Here is a 19,303-nt window from a genome sequence, read left to right as displayed (position 1 = left end):
CATGAATGATGAAAATAATAAAAAGAAACTAGATGCTCCATTAAAGCACGATAACCATACTCTAAAATCCAGAAGAGATTTTTTATCTCAAGGTTTTTTAACGGGTCTGAGTTTTACAGTTCTTCCAAGTTTGATTTCAATTCTTCACTCTAATGCTGCTCAGGCGGTTGAGTGTGGACTAGGTCAGCAGGTAGCAACAACAAGAATCCCTATCATGATTTTTGACTTATCTGGTGGAGCAAACCTGATTGGATCAAATGTTATGGTTGGAAAGGCCGGTGGTCAGCAAGACTACCTTGCCAGTTACGACACCCTTGGCCTGCCAATGGAAATGCATCCAAAAAATGCAGGACAAACCAATAATGAACTTGGACTTATTTTTCATAATGACTCTGCTATCCTTCGAGGGATCAAGGCCTCAACAAGTGTCACTACCAGAGCAAACGTTGAAGGTGGTGTATTTTGTTCAGCATCTAACGATGACACTGAAAATAACCCTCATAACCCTATGTACTGGCTTGCCAGAGCAGGTGTAACGGGTGAACTGGCCCCAATCGCCGGAACAGAAAATGGTCCGTCAGGCGGGAATTCGATCGCTCCACAAAGCTCGCTTATCGCAACACTTAAACCAGTTATTTTAAATTCTCCACAGGATGCTTTAGGATTGGTGAACATTGGTCGCCTTGGAACTTTGTATGGATCAGAAAAAGCGCAAAAAGTTTTAAAGACGATTGAAAATTTAAGCACTCAAAAGATGAAGCAGTTAACTGCTAAATCTCTTCCTGATCAAATTAAAGATTTGGTGAGTTGTGGTTATATCCAATCACAGGATTTATTAAATCGTTTTTCAACGACGGCCGTAGATCCGAATCAGGATCCTTTAGTAAAGCAGGTCTTCCCTAATCTTGCCAATAACTCAGATCAAAGAAAAACTGCCACAATGGCGAAACTTATCCTTGATGGATTCATTGGTGTAGGGACTGTTGAAAAAGGTGGTTTCGATTATCACGATGACACTCGTTCATCGGGAGAGATGCGCGACAGTGAAGCTGGTGACCTGATCGGAAAAGTAATGGAACTAGCGGCCCTAAAGAAAAAAGACATTCTGATTTATGTTTACACGGATGGTGGCGTTTATTCTGGTGGATCAATCGATAACTCTGCCGGAGGTAGAGGTAAAATGGGATGGACTGGAGACAGTTCACAAAGATCATCAAGCTTCATGCTTTTATATAGAAACGCTGGTAAGGCCACTTTAAGAACGGCCAATAAAAGACAGATTGGAAGTTTCAAAGACAATGGTTCCGTTGATACGACAGCAACACTAATTAGTAATAGTGTGACGAATTTATCAAAAGCATTAGTCGCAAACTACCTTTCCCTTAACGGAAAAGAGTCAATGCTTGCTGATGTGGTTGGCGATAATCCTTTTGGATCGAATCTTAATAATTATCTCATTTTTAATAAAATAACTTAAGACTGAAGGAAGTAGACTTTGAAAAGATCATTAAAATATAAATTATCATCTATTGTTGGTCTGGCCGTCATCCTAGTCGGATACAATCAGTGTGTGATGCCGGAAAGTAATCAGAAGTCTGCGATGAAATTTTCATCTAAAGGCACGAGTACAAATTCTAGTACTAATAATGGCGCACCAGAGAGTACTTATACCTCTGCAGAAGTGAAAGCGATCTCACTCGCGGCCTTCAAAAAAACAGTCTACCCTATTACAACAACAAGATGTGTAAGCTGTCATGGATCAACTCAGACTCCACTTCACGCTTCATCAAATGCAGAGACCGCATTTAATTCCATCATTGATAACTATAAAATTGATTTCAATAATATCGCCAGTTCCCGCATGGTTTTAAAACTAAAAAATGATCACCACAATTGCTGGGGAGATTGCGCGGCCAATGCGACCGAAATGCAAAATCAAATTACAGAATGGAAAAGACTCATCAATCTTGAAGCTCCAGAAGCAACAGATACGACTAATAACGTTTCAGCGACAACAACTGAAGAAACTAAAACCGTTGAAGATATCTTAAATCCAGAAAATGCTATTGATCAAGGAACTATTACCATGATGGCCGAGAGTGGGTCACTCCGCGCTCCTATGGAAAAAGCAACTGCCAATGGTGTGAGCTACATCTGGGCACCGGAAGGAAAAGGATTAAAAACACTAACGAGTGTTGATGCTGGTCTCGCTTACGTGAACTTTAAAGTGACCACATCTGATTTTTATAAAGTCTGGATGCTGGTAGATGCCCCTGATCAAAATTCGGATTCGATGTTTTTAAAAGTCGCTGGTAGTGCTTCGATTGAATGGCATATCAAACTAACAAAAGGTTTTGAATGGCGTGAAGTCACAAGTACAACGGGATTTCTAGATTCACCTTTTTATATTCCTGGCGGAAACGCTTACGGAGTCGATATTCGTCAAAGAGATGATGGAGTTAAAATTTCTAAAATCACTATTACTAATGATCCTAACTTTAGCCCAACTGCAGCTAAAGCACTTAAGTCGACAATCAGTGTGCCACTAGATCATTTATCTGGAGTCGCTGGCTCAATGTTTGATATTGATATCGAAGAATACGATATGTATAGCTACAAGCTAAGTAATCCTCGCATCAGAACGACAAAAGAGTTTTATGTAAAAACATTAAAAGTCCTGGTGAATGGAAGCTTCAATCCACAACACGCGACTTACTTAGTTGTTGATAAAAAAGTCACTCCAGCAGATAGTGTGCTTTCAGCATATTCAATGATTCTTTTAAAAGATAAAGGTCCTGCTACGGATAAATTATCATTTAACTTTGCTCATATAAAAGCAGAAGCACCAGCTGCAGTGACTCCGCCGACACCAGTCACTCCAAACCCAACGACACCACCAGCTCCTGTTGTGACTAAACTCACATCAGTTAAAGGTTTTGAGCAGACACTCTACCCGATACTGCGTGCTAGATGTGTTACATGCCATGGTGCAAACCAGCCTCCACTTCACTCTTCTGCGAATGTTGATGTGGCCCATACAAATGTCATTGAAACTGCATTGGTGAATTTTGCAAACATCCCAGCTTCAAAAATTTCAGTGAAACTTAAAACCAACAAACACAACTGTTGGAGTGACTGTAATGCCAACGCAGCTGAGATTGAAGGCCAGATCACTGTATGGAAAAATTTATCAGGTAAATAATGTTTAAAAAAGGCATCATACTTTCTCTCGTCTTATTTCTTCTTGCTCTTGCCATCGATTTCATCTGGAAGATGAAGATGGCAGGAGAATTAAGTCATATCAATAAAGGCTTTATTTTTGGAACTCTTCAGGATCTTCCTGCGAGTTTAACTCTAGTCACACTCTCTTCAATGGGAGGGCTGCTTTTTTTCATTTATATTATTTTTATTATCATGCTCTCTCCCCAACTCAACATGCTTAAAGCAGGACTCGGACTTTTGGTTGGTGGAATTATCGGCAATGTTATTGATAGAGCGATTCATGGTGGAACACTTGATTTCCTTCCAATGAAACTTCCCCTTCTACCTCCGATTGTCTTTAATCCCGCAGACGTCTTTCAGTGGATTGGTGCTGCGATTATTGCATATAAGATTATTACGAAAGACAACATCATCTGGTATCCAGAAAACCAAAGAGGATTTTCTCTGGTCAATGCCAAAGAACAGATGAAATTTGCTTTAAAGTTTGCTGCGATTTCTTTATGCACTTGTCTGGTCTTAGGCCTTTTTGCACTTTCATACCTTACCCTAACTCTTCAGAGTGCTAATATCGCCAGCAGATCACCGGCGATTGGTTTTGCTATCAGCTACCTTGCGATTACTCTCTTTTTTACGACGATCTCATTCTTTGCCGGACTCATTCTTTCACAAAGAACAGCTGGTCCTCTCTATGCTTTCGAAAAGTACGTTGAAGACCTGTTAAAGGGCGATAAACGTGATTTGAAGCTTCGTGAGGGGGACAACTACAGGCATCTGGAGAAGATTGCGGATGATTTAAAGAACCATTTTCATAAGTAAATCGTTGATTTCTAACCTCGATGTATAAAGATTAGGCAGGTTTTTGACCGGGCCATAAATCTTTCACTATTCACATTTCTCCCTCTTAAAAATAGTAAAATGGACATAATTAACCCCTTTAAAAAGGCGCTTTTTATGAAAATGTTTATCACGACTTTATTGCTTGTTTCTTCTTTTGCAGTCTCTGCTAGAAGCACTAACTATAATGAAGCTTTATCTTATAGAACAAAATTAGTTAATATTTACAATTATGATGTTGATCTTAAATGTAATGCTCTAACAGATAACGGAAATCAATCTGGAGAAGAAATCAATGAGCTTGCTAGAACAAAAGTACTTCAACTAGCTAATGAAAACCAGGCATCTGTGACAGTTGAAACTGATAATTTCAATGATTTTGCTGATCACATTACAATCGGGGCCACTTACGATACTGATGATAGTTCGCAAATTGAAATGCTGTCTAAGGTCTATCTGATCAATGACAATAAAAATGTTTATAAAATGGAATTAAGAATTAGAAAATATAAAGTGAATGCTAAAACGAAGAGATCTGAATTGATCAACAAAGCTCTTGTAACTTGCGTAAACGAAAAGATTTAAAAAACTATAAATAAGCATGGCAAAATTTTTCATTTGCCATGCTTTATCATCTACATAATTTCTAGTACTGCAGGATTTCTATTAATCACAAGTACTCTCAGTGCCGCCAAATATCTCTCAAATGAATCCACATCAGAGTATTTCGCTAATTCCTGAACCGCCTTGTGCGCAAACTCGCCCACTTCTTTTAATCCCATCAACTCATCAGCAGGTACCGACTCCCAAATCGCTTCAGCAGTGGCCTTATCTTTAAGTGTTGATGGATTCATCAGCAATTCTTTGAAAGCTTTATAATCCATGTTCTGGCCCGTGCCCTTAAACTGAGTATAAAGTTTTTTCGTTAACTGCTCTTCTACTGCACGATACTCACTCATAACCTTCGCAGCTTCTTTACCGGTCTTTCTATTGGCAAGCTCAGCAACTGACATCTGGAATGATTTGAAAGCTTCGTACGTCGTCTCAGACTTTACATAACGTTGAAGCTTCAGCGTCGCTCGCGCCTGAGATTTATAAGTCTCATGCACCAGTCTCGCTCTCGCCGTCACGAGACGTCTCAGAGTTTGTCCTTCCGACATCATACTTAGGATTGGGAACTTCGCTCCTTTATAGAAGTTAATGTCCGGCATCCCTTGAACAAATACGAAGTAAGGAATTTCTCTTTTTCTCAGAGGAATATCAATGAAGATATCCGTCAGGTCTTCGATGTTTTTATTAATGTAAGCTTGCAGCTGGCCTTTGCCTTTTCCCATCGCAGTTAAATCTTTTTCAAGCTTTAAAATTTTCGCCGCATTTTTAGCAAGGCTTTCGTTTCTCATTTTTAAGTACCAGTCTTTCACACCAGAGAAAACCGGAATGCGCTTACCGATACGGTCAGTTGCATTCACTTCTCCCATGATCCTGACGGCCTTATTTAAACGCTCGCCTGAATAACCCTGAACAAGTCTCAACATCTCTTTTGGATTGTCTCCAAAGTAGTTAGACATCATGGTCGCTGTTTGTTTATCAATATTGGCCTGGCTAACTTTCACTGAAACTTTTCCGATTTCATTCTTCACAGTTTTAGCGTAAGCAAGTTTCGCGCGCTTGATTGGATCAAGGACTCCACCAATTTTTGACATCATCGTATTTAAATCAATTTCACCAGATGTATAAAGCTTTCTGATCTTACTGATTTTTTCGGTTGCAGTTGCCAGTGACTTTGCATCAACTCCGGCATTTTTACTAACGGTCGTTAGTCCTAGCAGATACTGAGCTGCTCGCACTTCTTCTTCCTGAGTCACAGTTTTAGCTGCGGCCTTGAAAGAGGCCTTACCTGTTTTTCTGAGAACCGATTGCGCAGAAACATACACGAGCTTAGGCCCGAGAGAAAGTGACCTGGTCGCAATCCCGATTAACGGGAAAATACTGATCGCTTCAAAGGCCGTCCAAGCATACGAGCGGTGGACTTCATCAGCACTGCCGCCATTGGCAAAACCTAAATCCTCCATCACTTTAACTTGTGCTTCAGAAATGTCGGCCTCGACTTTTCTGCCATACTCATTGGTCGTCAGCTTCACTTGAATACCAAGTGAAGATAGACCCGCTACTGCCATCACTCCACCTAGAGGAGCACAAATCCCTCCTGATAAAGTTGTACACGCACCACCAACAACGATCGCGGCCATAGCAGTGATACCTGAACCGATACCCCACCACATGTCACGCCATTCACTGGAAGTCATCTCGCTAATTTTGTCCATAACCTCAGTCGGAACAGCAGGAAGTCCTGCCATTTGATTCAGGTCGTTTTGCGCTTTGGTTGTTGAATAGAAAATGTTTTTAAATTCCATTTCATCATTCACATCCATCTTACAGAATCTATCCAGCTCAGATAAAATTTGAAGTTTTCTCGACAGAGCTGCTTGCTTTAATAAATCTTTATAGATTGGTTTCTTATAAGCGTCATCCATTGCTAAGAAGTTCAACTTCAAGCTGAATGTATTATCGATCCCGTTGACCATTGAAAACTGCTCGAACAGTTTCTGTTGTGCCACTGGGTCTTTCATCTTATAAAGTTTTAAAAAGAATTCTCCCAGTTGAGCATCGTCACCTTGGGCCACTTTTTTAATAGCACTAACTGTATTTTGACTAAGGTTAATCCCTGTAGACAGGGCCGCATCTTTCGTCAGGATTGTCTTATAAGAAAGATCTTCTGCAGTCTTATAATACGTCTCTTTATTTTTTCCTTTTACACTGAAGAGCTGAGCATTTCTTTGTTGAATATCATCAACAATCGTTTTCCACACTGTCGACTTTTCTTTTGTCGATAATATAGATCCACCATGATTGTATGAAAGTTGCTTATCAAGTCCTAAAACTTTTCCTGCTTTCATTAAAGCATTGTACTGAACAGTGACGTTGCTTGCCTTACATTGCGCTTCAGTCTGCGTATAAGCATTTCTTCTCGGCCCGTATTGTGGAACAACTCCCTCTTGCTTGTATTCAAGCTGATCAAGAGCAACCATGTAACTCATTTTTAAGCGTGCCCATGGATTTCCCGCAGACATCTGATCTAAAAGGAAGTTCAATTCAAATGGCTTCGCATCTGGTAAGAGATCAAACTTGTCTCTCATGTTTTTCCAAATGAAAGTTAAGTACGGATAGACTTCTCTAAACTTGGCTTCTTCCAGTCTTCTTGTCGGGATGTATTTTTCTCCCGAGCGGAATTCTTCCAGGAAGTTTGATAAATTAACGACCGGATTTCCTTCAAGACAAAGTTTATCAAGAACGTCACCACGGCGACTGTTCATCATACAAGACTCTTTAATCAAGGCGTATAATTTTGAATTAGCTGGTACATCTTTTTGAGTATAAATCGTATCTGCCAGGTATCTTAAGCTCCAGTCTCTCCACACAGGTGAAGAATACATTGAAGGAAAATCAATTGAGACCTTTTTATCAACAAACTTTTTCTTCATTCTTGAAGTGATCAGATCAGAATAATCAATCACTCCATTTTGTTGCATGACTTCTAATAAATACGGCGAAAGGTTTTGTTTCCCCGGATAAATTTGTTGAACACCTTCGCTGGTATTCACTTCAGCAATTTCATCGGCCGGGTATTCTCCCAGCATCTTCTGGAAAGTTTCATAACCAGCAAGAGTCACGTTCTGCCCTTTCACTCTTGTTCTAAATGCACCTTGAGCTTCACCAGCTTTAAACTGCATGATCGACTGGAAGTGAGAGACATCATCAAAGTTTGGTTGAAGCGCTGTCGCCCCAGACTCTTCTGCACTCTTTAAGGCGTTTTTATAATTTTCGAATGGGACAAGTCCACTGTAACCTTCTTTCGTCGGGTCCTTACTCACGTTGTCCACGTAGTAATCTAAGTAAGACATGTCGTCTTCTTTATAAGTCAGACCATGACTTGCCAGAATGTTATCCAGAAACTGCTCACCAACACCATCTTCATATGAGAATTTAAATTTAGCAGGTAAATTTCCATTAAAATGAGTCTGACAGGCATTAGGAATAGTAAGATCTGCTTTATTTCCTAGAATCGTTTCATATAAATAAACTTGTGAAAGCATCATGTGCAACGTCATCCACTTTAGTGCGATGACATAGTTTTTAGATGACGGTGCTTTTAATAAAGTTAGAACGTCGTGTCTGATAATATCGGTTTCAGAAAAACTCAGGCGATAAGATTTTCCACCTTCAGACTTTTTCACTTCCATATAAAATGGAGTTGTCCCTGGGTTTGGACCTTGAGTAATTAAACCTAAGTCACTCTGACCAAGATTTTCTACAAATTCGCGAGTCATATAAGGCTGTAAGCTGTCATAGATAATTCTTCCGTCATCTTCATTCGTCACATATGAACGTTTGATAACGATAATATCTCTAATCGGCATAACAACATTTTCAACATACTCAGCTAAAAGTGCGGCCCTGTCTTCAATAGGAAAACTTGCATTGTGAATATTGGGTCCCAGCTTCAGTAAAAAACTTTGTGCTTCTTTAGTGAACCCGACGAATTCCGGATCAATTTTATTCTGGAAATATGTTAATGGTTTTTTAGCTTTTTCTTCTTTGATTGTTTGTTTAACAACTTTATCGAAGTACCCTTCAACTTTTACTTTTGGACAGGCCTTTTTCTCAAACTCTTCACGGTCAATAGAGTAATTATCTACTGAACAAGAGTCGCGCTTAACCGAGGCCATCAGCTTCTTAAAGTCAGCGTCGAGTTGCTCTTTAGAACAAGTCGCATCTTTCTCAGAACCCATCACGCGGGATTTAAAATCCTTCATGTTCGCAATCATGTCATCGAAGTTTGCTTCGGCCGCAGGAGTTCTCCCCCATTCGGTGAAGTTCATCGAACATGACTGAACGAGAAGACATGTAATGAGCAGACTTGTTTTAAACCACATAAAAAAACTCCATAAGACAATAGATCAATAGCCTATCGGCACCGTCAGGTATTTCTTTAGCGATTTTAATATCAGAGGGTTAGATTAAAAATAGAGCTAAACTTATTTCGAGATATACCCGACAAGATCAATATGCTTTTAAAAAAGATCTCTCTATTCACTATAGTTTTCATGCTCGCTTCTTGCTCAAATATGCAGGAGAAGTCAGGGTTTGAACGTATGCCTGCTGAAGAGCCTGCTAGTTGCCAGGACCTGGCAAAAAGCCTTTTCATGAAAGAGAACTATAAAGAAGATTTGAATCAGGCACTGATTGATAAAAAGCTTTTAAAATTTTCCAATAAGTTTGTGACGGTACAACACCCTCGCATGGACTGGATGAATCGCACGCGTGCTGCTTTAAACAGGTCACTTAAAAACTGGAACAATAATAAGTATCCGGCATTTTATATTTTTAGCGATGAAGAAGTTGTCACCGAAGCTAAAAGATATTTTCAGACAATCAACAGCATGGTTACCCATGATGTGACACCGGCCCCTGAAGCTTCAAAGAATTTAGAAGTAGTATCAGGTTGGATGAAAAACTTTGAAGAGTACCAAAAAGATGTTGATAATCTTTTAGAAGAAAGAATCTCGCTTCAATACAATTTAAAAATTCTAAAGAAGTTTAAGCAAACTGAAGATGTTCAAGATATTAAACTCGTCGTTAAAAGAAATGGTGAACTTAAAGAAGAAGTCATTACACTAAGAAAAAGTGATAAAGACCAAAACTTCCAGGTGAAAAGACTGAAGGCCGAGATCAAAGCTCTCGATGGTACTATCCTTAAAAACGGAAAAATAAAAGAGCGCATTATCAGACAAGCTGCTCTTAATGATATGCTCACAATTACTCAAAGAGAGTTTGAATACGGGATTAAAAATACCGACGGAGCTCATCCTGAGTTAGCTTTAGAGCTTGAAAAACTTAATGCTCTTTTAGCTAAACCAGAATTGAAACCTACGACTTACGGGGTTTATAGAGTGACTAATAAAGTTTTCATCAGAGAGACCATCTCTGCGACGAAAATTGATTGGGCCTATAAAAAGTTTGTTGAAACACCTGCTTTAAAATTTAAAGAAATTTTTGATGCTTTCATTAAAAAGAAAACAGCTGAAACCCAAGAAGAGAAAATCGGATTCTTTAAAAGAGTGTATGCGAAAATTACAAGCATTACTCCAAAGCAACTGACGATTGGAACAGGGTCTGTTGTTGTCGCTGGTGTTGGGTATGAGAGATACTTTGCAGTGAAAGATGAAGCAACTGTTGTTGAGCAAAGAGACGGGTCACAAGTGACTGAGTTGGATGAAGCCGATCAAGAGGATGTCGTAACTAGAAAACAAGAAAGTGTGGATGATAAAAAACATGCTGAGCAATTAGATAGAACAAAAAAAGAAGATGAAAAACGTACGGATGAACACTCTGAAGTCGTTGAAATCCAGCTTGATGAACTTGTCGATTAGTCGAGTGTTCATCAAGCTGAAATCAAAAATTAGTTTCTTAAATCTTTTCTTAGAATCTTACCAACATTCGTTTTAGGAAGCTCAGTTCTGAACTCCACTAGCTTTGGAACTTTATAGTTCGTTAGCTCTTTTCTACAGAATGCAATAATCTCTTCCGCTGTTAAACTCTCATCTTTTTTCACGATGAAAAGCTTAATGGCCTCAGTTGTTTTTTCATCCGGCACACCAATGGCCGCCACTTCAAAAACCTTCGGATGAGTCGCTACAACGTCTTCAATCTCATTTGGATAAACGTTGAAACCAGACACTAGAATCATATCTTTTTTACGGTCGACGATTTTAACATATCCGTCGTTGTTAATAAAACCGATGTCACCTGATTTGAAAAATCCGTCAGCAGTCATAACCTTTGCCGTCTCATCATCGCGGTGCCAATAACCTGGCATGACCTGTGGACCTTTAATACAAATCTCACCTATTTCATCAATTCCTAACGTCTTATCATTATCATCTTTGATCACGACATCAGTCGAAGAAATCGGCATTCCGATAAAGCCGTTATACTCTTTTAGATTCAGTGGATTGATACAAGCTGCTGGCGATGTTTCTGTCAGCCCGTAAGCCTCCAATAGAACTTTTCCTGTGACTTCTTTCCATTTATCAGCAACGGCCTTCTGAACGGCCATACCACCACCCAGAGCAATTTTCATTGGTCCAAAATCAACAGTCTTAAATTCAGGGTGATTTAATAAACCATTAAATAATGTGTTTACTCCAGGAAGAACCGTGAACTTCCATTTCTTAAGTTCTTTAATGAATCCTGCCATATCACGTGGGTTAGTAATAAGAACGTTAGTCGCTCCAATCGAAACAAACACCATTGAAACTGTCAGAGAGAAAATATGGTAAAGCGGAAGAGGAGAAATTAAAATTTCTTTTCCGATGCTTAGTCCGGGAGAAAGCCAGGCGCGTGCCTGACACATATTCGCTACGATATTTTTGTGAGTTAAGATTGCACCTTTTGCCACACCAGTTGTTCCACCTGTGTACTGTAAAAATGCGATGTCTTCTAACTTCATCTCTGGTTTTTTAAAAGTTTTTGGATTTCCTTTTCTTAATTCAACGATGAAACTTTTTGAACTTGGGATGCTCCATTCAGGAACCATCTTTTTTACTTTCTTAATAACAAAGTTCACCAACAGGGATTTTGGGAATCCAAGCATGTCGCCAATATTTGTTGTCAGTACATGTTTTACATCAGTTTTTTCCAGAACCCCTTGAAGGGTATGGCAGGCATTTTCAAACACCACGATTGCTTTGGCGCCCGAATCCTTGAGTTGGTGTTGGAGCTCGCGTCCCGTGTAAAGCGGGTTCACATTTACGGCCACAAATCCTCCGCGCAGGACCCCAAAAAGGGCCACTGGATACTGAAGAATATTTGGCATCATAAGGGCCACTCGGTCACCTTTTTGTAACTTCAAATCGTTTTGTAGGTAGCTCGCAAATTGGCGGCTCAACACATCAACTTCTTGATAAGTAAGGCCTTTCCCCATACAATTAAACGCTTGAGTCTGAGAGTATTTACTGAAACTTTCTTCTAATAAGTCGCCGATTGATAGGTACTTTTCGATCTGATCTTCGATGTTCGCCGGAACGCCAGGTTGATAGTTTTTAAGCCAAATTTTATCCATAAAATCCTCTCTAAAAAGTGTACTTAAAGATTCTAGTTGAATAACCCCGATGGCGCAAAGTGCTGTGAAGCAAATTTCTTTAATATTATGTTTGCCCGGATTTTGAAATGTGTTATATCTTTGGTCTAATAGTTACTTCGGTCCTAAGTACTAACCTGACTTAGACCATTTTTTTGGAGTTTTTTGTATGGCTACTAAATTGTATGTTGGAAACCTTCCTTACTCAGCTAAAGAAGAGTCTCTTAAAGAACACTTTTCTTCAGCAGGATCAGTTGCATCAGTGAAAATCATCATTGACCGCGAAACTGGAAGATCAAAAGGATTTGGATTCGTAGAAATGGATTCAGATGATGGAGCTCAATCGGCTGTATCTCAACTTGATGGTCAAGAGTTCGAAGGGCGTTCACTAAGAGTTTCTGAAGCGAAACCTCAACCAGAGAGAGAATCTCGCGGTGGTGGATTCGGTGGCGGCGGTTCACGTGGTGGATTCGGTGGCGGTGGAAACCGTGACGGTGGATCACGCGGTGGATTTGGCGGCGGTGGAAACCGTGGCGGCGGACGCGGAAGAGATTAATTCTTTTACGATATACCAAAATATATGGCGGCCCTTTCGGGGGCCGTTTTTTTTACCCTTTTTTAGATTATGACAAGCTCTCCTACACTCATCAAAGACCTCGATTACGTCATCAACGAAGACGGCAACCTGGTATTCACAGCTCACTATCTTTTGAAGCGCGGACACTGCTGTCAGAGTGGTTGTGCAAATTGTCCCTATGGATATTCAGATAAGGTCGATCCAAACGTTCCAGCGGAGTATAACGACGCTTGGGAGACATTTGAGTATGACGACGAAGAAGAAGACGACTAGATTCCCTTTAGACAATCTCACATATCGAAATTTTACAGCTATGATTGAATCATGGAATACGATTACATCGTCATTGGCGCGGGAAGCGCAGGCCTTAGTTTTGCCGCACTCATGGAGAAAAAAGGCCATAGCGTAGCTGTGCTTGAAGCTCACTCGATTCCTGGTGGATGTTCGTCTTATTTCGAACGTGATGGTTTTATATTTGATGCCGGAGCAACGACGCTTTCCGGGTTAAAAAAAGGTCGTCCGCTTTATAATTTAATTCAACAATTAGATTTGAAACTAGAGCTTACGAATATTGATCCGGGTATTGTTTCAATACTGCCGTCTCAAACAGTAAATCGCTTTAAAAATTTTGATCAATGGATGGAAGAATTAAAAACGAAGTTTCCTGATATTGATCACAGAACACTATGGACAAAATTTTTGAAGATTGAAAACCAGGGATGGAATCTTTCAACGACTTTTAAAAATATACCGCTTAGATCCTTTAAGAAGATATCTTCGTTTTTCAATTTTAAAACATTGGGTGCAGTTGGAACTCTACCTGCATTGTTAAAAAGTGTTGATCAGGAATTAATTTCACAAAAAATCACAGATCCCGAATACCTAAGCATGATTGATGAAATGCTTTTCATCACGGCCCAGAACAATCGTCAGGACACTCCTCTACTCATGGGATCGATGGGCCTTGGGTATCCTGATGATACTTTTTATGCCACTGGTGGGATGAAAGCTTTTGCCCATGCGATTGCTTCGAATTGTTCGAATATATTTTATCGAAATAAAGTTCAAAAAATTGTTCCTGTTGTGAGTGGATTTGAAGTTGTTACGAATAAAGGTGTTTATAAAAGTAAAAAATTAATTTCTACAATTCCACTTTGGAATCATGTTGATTTATTTGAAGATCAGAAGATTAAAGATTTTTATCTTAACTATCCTGCTCTTAATCCTGATGAGTGCTGGTCGGCCTTTATGATTTATCTAACGATACCAACGGATAGAAATAGATCTTCTCTTTATTATCAGATTCACACGGATGTCATTCCTCATTGTGACACTCGCTCGTTCTTTGTTTCGCTCTCTCATCCTGACGATAAGGTGAGATCTATTAATGGAAGACAAGTTGTCACGATTTCAACTCATACGAGAGCAAATGTTTGGCTTGGATTAGAAATTGATGATTATAAAAAGAAAAAAGCAGAGAGCGCAGAATATATCCTGAACATATTAAAAGATAAATTTCAGCTTCAAGACAATGATCTGCAAAATATTGTAACAGGATCGCCAAAGTCATTTATCAAATATACAAATCGCTACAATGGCCTGGTGGGGGGAATTCCACATTCGCTTAAAAGAAATCCTATGGATTTTTTAATCGCAAAGTCTCCAATCGAAAATTTCTACATGCTTGGTGATACACAATTTCCTGGACAAGGAATTGCCGCTGTCGTGCTTGGAGCTCAAAATCTCACAGAGTACTTAACTAATTAATAGGTTCGAAGAACGTCACTTTCCCAGTCGTTAAACTGTGGTACGCCGGAATGATCTTTAACTCACCCGCTTTAATCTTTGGACTTAATACCGGACCAACAGTTTGCAGCTGCTGAGCAACCTTACGAGCGTTCGCTACGATTGAATGGTATAAATGGTTCGCTGGATTTCCACCATAGATGGGACGAAGCTCTTCAATAATGGGAATTAACTGCCAAGAAATACCTTTGATGTTCGGATGTTTTTCAGGATTCATACAAGCTCTGAAAGCTCCACAATTCTCATGTCCCATAACCACGATGAGCTTTACATCAAGAACTTCTACTGCCATCTCGATACTTCCGATTACGGCATCTGATAGTACAGTTCCAGCGATTCTACATGTGAACAGGTCACCGATACCAACATCGAATACAAGTTCAGGAACAACACGAGAGTCAGCACAACTTAAAATCGCTGCAAATGGGAACTGTTGAAGGTATTGCGAGAACATGACTTCTCTTCCTCTTTCTGGGTGGTTTGTTTTCCCCTCAGAAAAAGCAATGTTTCCTTCTACTAGTAATTTAAAAGCGTCTTGCCAGTTATCTGCCTTTCTCATAATTGAACCTCTATAGCATTAAGCTATATTTCTTTTTTTAATTCGTCTAAAAATTCTTCAATAAATTTGAATCTTCGCAGCGCTTCGACGCGGGCCGATTTAGTATTCATCGAGTTAGAAATCTTTTCGAGCTTTATGTAAATATGATCTATTCCAAAGTCTTTGTCATCTAATGGGCGATTTTGGGCAAATGGATCGTTAAAATCGTAAAAAGGTCTACCTAGTTGGGTAGTAATCGCAAACAGCCTGGCAAGCCCAATAGCACCTAAGGCATCGAGACGATCCGCATCCTGAACAATCTGAGCTTCCAGAGTTTCTGGTTTAATATTGGCAGAAAAACTATGTGCACAAATTGCGTGATGGATTTCTTTAAAATATTTTTGTGAGTAATTCACTGATTGTAAGAAAACCAGGGCCTCATCGGCCGCAAGCACTGAAGCCTTTTTTCTATCAGGATGATTTTTGGGAAGATTAACTAAATCATGTAACCATGCTGCCGGTATCACAACTTCAAGGTTAGCGTTTTCTTCAAGAGCTAATTTTTTAGCAGTGGAAACGACTCTTGTGACGTGAGCGAGATCATGAGCAGGATCAAGACATCCTAAGACGTTCTGGATTTTTTCTGAGAAAAGTTTTTCGAAATTGTTCATACGCTTAACTCGTATTGAAGGTTGCTTAAAAAAGTTTTGCGCTTTTTAGCTGTCGGCCAGTTCTTGATGGCAATTTCTCGTTTTAGTGCTTCTGACATGGTATCGAATTCTTCGAGATGAATCATCACTACGGGTGAGTCACTTCTAAAAAATTTGGCGCCTTTTTTTCTGTCACATAAATGCTCGACAAATCTTCTTTCAGGATCTGTAGAGATCCCTGTGTAGAGTTTGCCTTTAGCAGTTAGTATAACGTAGACGAACCAATTCATTTAGCCTCGAGGTCGATATATGAAAATGTCGTTACATCAAACAGACCACGGTCAGTCAGTTTTAATTTTGGAATAACCGGCAATGCTAAGAAGGCCATCTGGATAAATGGTTCTTCTAAAGTGATACCGATATTTTTGTAAGCGACTTTTAATTTCTTAATATCGTGGAAGATCTCTCCTCCCGTTTTTAAGCTTAATAAACCAGCTAGAGGAAGTTCCAGAAGTCCTGTGACCTTTTGGTCTTGAACAACACATAAACCACCTGCTGAGGCGATTAGTGCGTTTACAGCGACAACCATATCTTCAATCGTTTTACCGATGACCATCAGGTTGTGGGAGTCATGGGCAACTGAAGCAGCGATCGCCCCTTCTTTTAATCCGGCACCGCGAACTAAACCTAATGCAGGTTTTAATTCAGCACCGTATCTTTCGATGTTGGCCATGAAAAGAACATCATCGTGCTCGAATTTTTGTCCGTCGAAGTGACTGACTAAATGGTGAGTGATGATTTCGTCTTTTACGATTTCGATAACGTTGTAGCGTCCCTCTTTCAAGTTGTAAGCGAAGTCAGATGCTTTAAGAGGTTTTCTTTTAATTGTATTTTCTAGTGGTGGTTTAGAATCCGCTAACTTCTTCTCGATTGTTTCATCAAGCTTCAGTTTCGTAATATCTTTTCCTGCAATGAATACTGATTTGATATCTACAGTGTTCACATCATTTAATAAAACGATGTCCGCTTGTTTACCTGGAGCAATTAATCCTAAACGTTTTAGTCCAAAGTGTTTTGCAGCAGAGTAAGAAGACAAACGATACGCCATGTGAACTGGCATCTTCGATTCATTGATCATCTTTTTGATCATGTAATTGATGTGCCCTTCTTCTAAAATCTCAAACGGGTTTCTGTCGTCTGTACACAATAGACATTGCATAGAATTGAATTCAGAAACTAGTGGTGCAAAAGTTTTAATATTTTTCGCTACTGACCCTTCACGGATAATCAGCGCCATTCCTTTTTGCAGTTTTTCACGCCCTTCATCCTGAGTCACTGTCTCGTGACAGTTTTGAATTCCGGAAGCGATATAAGCGTTCAGAGCTTTCCCACGAAGCAGTGGTGAATGCCCATCAAGGTTTAAATCAGAGTAAGCTTCGATCTTATCTAAGACAGCGTCGTTGGCGTTGATGACTCCCGGGAAGTTCATCATTTCAGCAAGACCTAAAACATTCGGGTGTTGTTTGTATTTGAGCATTTCAGAAAGCTTGAACTCTCCTCCATTACTTTCAAATCCTGGAAGAGCTGGAACACATGACGAAGTCTGCACGAAAAGATTTTGGTGCATAAGTTCTGAGCAACGAAGAAACCAGGCGTATCCTCTGTCTCCCATAACATTTGTAATTTCATGTGGATCACAAATCGCAGTCGTCGTTCCAATCGGAAGAGTCATGCGCTCAAATTCAAATGGATTCATCATTGAAGATTCAATGTGAAGATGTCCGTCGATAAAACCAGGAACAGCAACCGCTCCACCTGCATCGATATACTCGTGAGCTTTCGGTGCATCTAAATCAAGATACTCCAATCCAATACCGGCAATTGTTTTTCCCGCGATCGCAATCGCAGAGTCAAAGATTCCACCGTTAATCAGATCCAAGATCTTAACGTTTTTAATAATTGTATCAGGACGCTCTTCCCCTCGGGCAACCGCCAGAACATGTTTTAGTTCTTCGCGATTTAGGGTTTGAGTTCTTTTATTTGCTAGTGACATATTTAAACCTATTTTAAAATTGCGGAAATCAGATCATCAAATAATGGACGGGCAGCAAGGCCTTGATCAAATCCACCGTTAAAAAGAAAAACGAAAACCAAAGGACCTTTATCTTGTCTTCCGATATATCCGGCAAGACCAACAACACCATCAAGGTATCCAGTTTTTGCACGGACTAAACTCAGTCCACCTTTCAGGCGATTTTTCATTGTTCCATCAATTCCTGCGATTGGCAGACCTGATAAAAACTCAGGAAAAATGAGAAAGTCATTCTTAATGTTAGTTAACACTAAGGCAAGTTGTTTTGGAGTAAATCTATTGTCGCGAGTGAGTCCTGAAACGTTTTCCAGTACATAATCACTACGACGCAATCCAACCTGATCTAAATAAGTCTTAATCGCCTCAATTCCATCTTTCATCGAAGCATTCTTAGTTACCGTTTCCGCTGCAAGGTTCTTAACCAGCATCTCCGCTACATAGTTGTTTGAGAACTTAAGCATGTCGCTTGTGATCTCATTTAAGTTTTTAGAATTAACGAAAGCTAAAACTTTTGAATCAGTTTCGCACTCGCCTTCTTTCACAACTCCTTTAATCGTTATCTCTCTTTCTTTTAAAAATTCTTTTAAGTGAGAAGCCGTCCAAAGTGTCGGGTTAGAAATACTTTTATAGACAACGGCTTCAGTCGCATTTTTTGAAATGCTTCCAGTGATAATAATTTTATCTTTTAATCCCAGACGAACGCGTGACACTTCAAGTGTCTTCACTCCAGACTTCTCTACTGTCTTTGTTTTATTTTCCAGCTCAAGATAATCACTAACCGGATCTAAGAAAATTTTTGCAGGGCCATTAACAGTATCCCCTGGTCTGATAAAAACATTAACGCTATTCCAGTTGAATGACATGGCAGAAATCGGAGCATCGTAAGCACGATCCACTCTTACTGATTCACGTCCGGCATCGAAGCCTTCTGAATCAAATCTCGTCGCATCGATTATCAAGTCTCCTTCAATTGTCTTCACACCTGTGCGAACAAACTCATTGACCAGGTACCACATTTTTTCTGAAACAAAAGATGGATCTCCTCCACCTTTCAAACATAGAGCGCCTTTAAGCGTTGTCCCTTCGATAGGTGCCTTGCTCCATAGCTCTGTCACAAATTTTTTATTTAAAGGAATCTTCGTAAGGATGGCACCTCCAGTAACAATCTTCGTTAACGACGCAGGCACCATAGACTTGCCACCGTTAATATCAATGACACTTTTTCCATCTGCTTCCACATATAAACCAAGAGTTGACTCATTGAAGTGATGCTTTTTAATTAACTTTTTAAAGTCTGCTTCCGTTACAGCAAAGACGCTCGTTGAAGTAAATAAAAAAGCTAAAAAAAGATTTAATTTCATTGTGCTATTTTCCTAACAAAGTG

At 39.7% G+C, this 19,303-nt stretch carries 15 protein-coding genes; 8 read left to right on the top strand and 7 right to left on the bottom strand.

The genetic code is table 11. From position 1 onward, the window contains the following. Nucleotide 1 precedes the first annotated feature (1 nt). From SHI21_RS11810 to SHI21_RS11795, 4 genes are all read left to right on the top strand, one after another. Nucleotides 2-1,477, top strand: coding sequence for a hypothetical protein (locus SHI21_RS11810; protein ID WP_323576792.1), 1,476 nt, complete (start codon nucleotides 2-4; stop codon nucleotides 1,475-1,477). A gap of 18 nt (nucleotides 1,478-1,495) precedes the next feature. Continuing rightward, nucleotides 1,496-3,202, top strand: a complete 1,707-nt coding sequence (locus SHI21_RS11805; protein WP_323576791.1) for a hypothetical protein — start codon at nucleotides 1,496-1,498, stop codon at nucleotides 3,200-3,202. After that, on the top strand, nucleotides 3,202-4,038 hold the full coding sequence (locus SHI21_RS11800) for a signal peptidase II (protein ID WP_323576790.1): 837 nt from the start codon (nucleotides 3,202-3,204) through the stop codon (nucleotides 4,036-4,038). The genes SHI21_RS11805 and SHI21_RS11800 overlap by 1 nt, the downstream gene beginning before the upstream one ends. A 135-nt stretch (nucleotides 4,039-4,173) precedes the next feature. Next, nucleotides 4,174-4,641 carry a hypothetical protein gene (locus SHI21_RS11795; protein WP_323576789.1) on the top strand — a complete coding sequence of 156 codons (468 nt, stop codon included), beginning with the start codon at nucleotides 4,174-4,176 and terminating at the stop codon, nucleotides 4,639-4,641. A gap of 50 nt (nucleotides 4,642-4,691) precedes the next feature. Here the strand turns inward: SHI21_RS11795 and SHI21_RS11790 are convergent, their stop codons facing one another. Then, nucleotides 4,692-9,050, bottom strand: a complete 4,359-nt coding sequence (locus tag SHI21_RS11790; RefSeq protein WP_323576788.1) for a hypothetical protein — start codon at nucleotides 9,048-9,050, stop codon at nucleotides 4,692-4,694. Between the two features lie 132 nt (nucleotides 9,051-9,182). On the opposite strand from SHI21_RS11790, the gene SHI21_RS11785 reads away from it, so the two are divergent. Next, complete coding sequence (locus SHI21_RS11785; protein ID WP_323576787.1) at nucleotides 9,183-10,547, top strand: hypothetical protein; 1,365 nt, start codon at nucleotides 9,183-9,185, stop codon at nucleotides 10,545-10,547. A 29-nt stretch (nucleotides 10,548-10,576) separates the two neighbouring features. On the opposite strand, the gene SHI21_RS11780 is transcribed toward SHI21_RS11785, so the two are convergent. Continuing rightward, entirely contained in the window at nucleotides 10,577-12,238 is a 1,662-nt protein-coding gene (locus tag SHI21_RS11780) for an AMP-binding protein (RefSeq protein ID WP_323576786.1), read from the bottom strand. 187 nt (nucleotides 12,239-12,425) lie between these two features. Here SHI21_RS11780 and SHI21_RS11775 point away from each other — a divergent pair, with 187 nt between their 5' ends. The 3 genes from SHI21_RS11775 to SHI21_RS11765 all read left to right on the top strand — a co-directional run bounded on the left by SHI21_RS11775 (nucleotide 12,426) and on the right by SHI21_RS11765 (nucleotide 14,600). Continuing rightward, nucleotides 12,426-12,812, top strand: coding sequence for an RNA recognition motif domain-containing protein (locus SHI21_RS11775; protein ID WP_323576785.1), 387 nt, complete (start codon nucleotides 12,426-12,428; stop codon nucleotides 12,810-12,812). A 69-nt stretch (nucleotides 12,813-12,881) separates the two neighbouring features. Beyond that, entirely contained in the window at nucleotides 12,882-13,106 is a 225-nt protein-coding gene (locus SHI21_RS11770; RefSeq protein ID WP_323576784.1) for a DUF5522 domain-containing protein, read from the top strand. A gap of 51 nt (nucleotides 13,107-13,157) precedes the next feature. Beyond that, nucleotides 13,158-14,600 (top strand): phytoene desaturase family protein, encoded by a 1,443-nt coding sequence (locus SHI21_RS11765; RefSeq protein ID WP_323576783.1) that lies wholly within the window; start codon nucleotides 13,158-13,160, stop codon nucleotides 14,598-14,600. On the opposite strand, the gene SHI21_RS11760 is transcribed toward SHI21_RS11765, so the two are convergent. The 5 genes from SHI21_RS11760 to dacB are packed head-to-tail and all read right to left on the bottom strand — an operon-like array spanning nucleotide 14,593 to nucleotide 19,280. Next, a complete protein-coding gene (locus SHI21_RS11760; RefSeq protein ID WP_323576782.1) occupies nucleotides 14,593-15,198 on the bottom strand; it encodes a carbonic anhydrase in 606 nt (201 codons plus the stop codon). The two genes, SHI21_RS11765 and SHI21_RS11760, sit on opposite strands and share 8 nt — an antisense overlap. Nucleotides 15,199-15,221: 23 nt before the next feature. Beyond that, entirely contained in the window at nucleotides 15,222-15,848 is a 627-nt protein-coding gene (locus SHI21_RS11755; RefSeq protein WP_323576781.1) for an HD domain-containing protein, read from the bottom strand. Beyond that, nucleotides 15,845-16,117 (bottom strand): GIY-YIG nuclease family protein, encoded by a 273-nt coding sequence (locus tag SHI21_RS11750; protein ID WP_323576780.1) that lies wholly within the window; start codon nucleotides 16,115-16,117, stop codon nucleotides 15,845-15,847. The genes SHI21_RS11755 and SHI21_RS11750 overlap by 4 nt, the downstream gene beginning before the upstream one ends. Next, nucleotides 16,114-17,880 (bottom strand): adenine deaminase, encoded by a 1,767-nt coding sequence (adeD, locus tag SHI21_RS11745; protein WP_323576779.1) that lies wholly within the window; start codon nucleotides 17,878-17,880, stop codon nucleotides 16,114-16,116. Before adeD ends, SHI21_RS11750 begins: the two co-directional genes overlap by 4 nt. An 8-nt stretch (nucleotides 17,881-17,888) precedes the next feature. After that, nucleotides 17,889-19,280: a D-alanyl-D-alanine carboxypeptidase/D-alanyl-D-alanine endopeptidase gene (gene dacB, locus SHI21_RS11740; RefSeq protein ID WP_323576778.1), complete on the bottom strand. Its 1,392-nt coding sequence runs from the start codon at nucleotides 19,278-19,280 to the stop codon at nucleotides 17,889-17,891. Between the last annotated feature and the right edge of the window lie 23 nt (nucleotides 19,281-19,303).

Source organism: Bacteriovorax sp. PP10, assembly GCF_035013165.1.
Classification (GTDB): Bacteria; Bdellovibrionota; Bacteriovoracia; order Bacteriovoracales; family Bacteriovoracaceae; genus Bacteriovorax; species Bacteriovorax antarcticus.
Note: the sequence above shows the minus strand (reverse complement) of the source record. Positions and strands in the feature narration are given on the sequence as shown.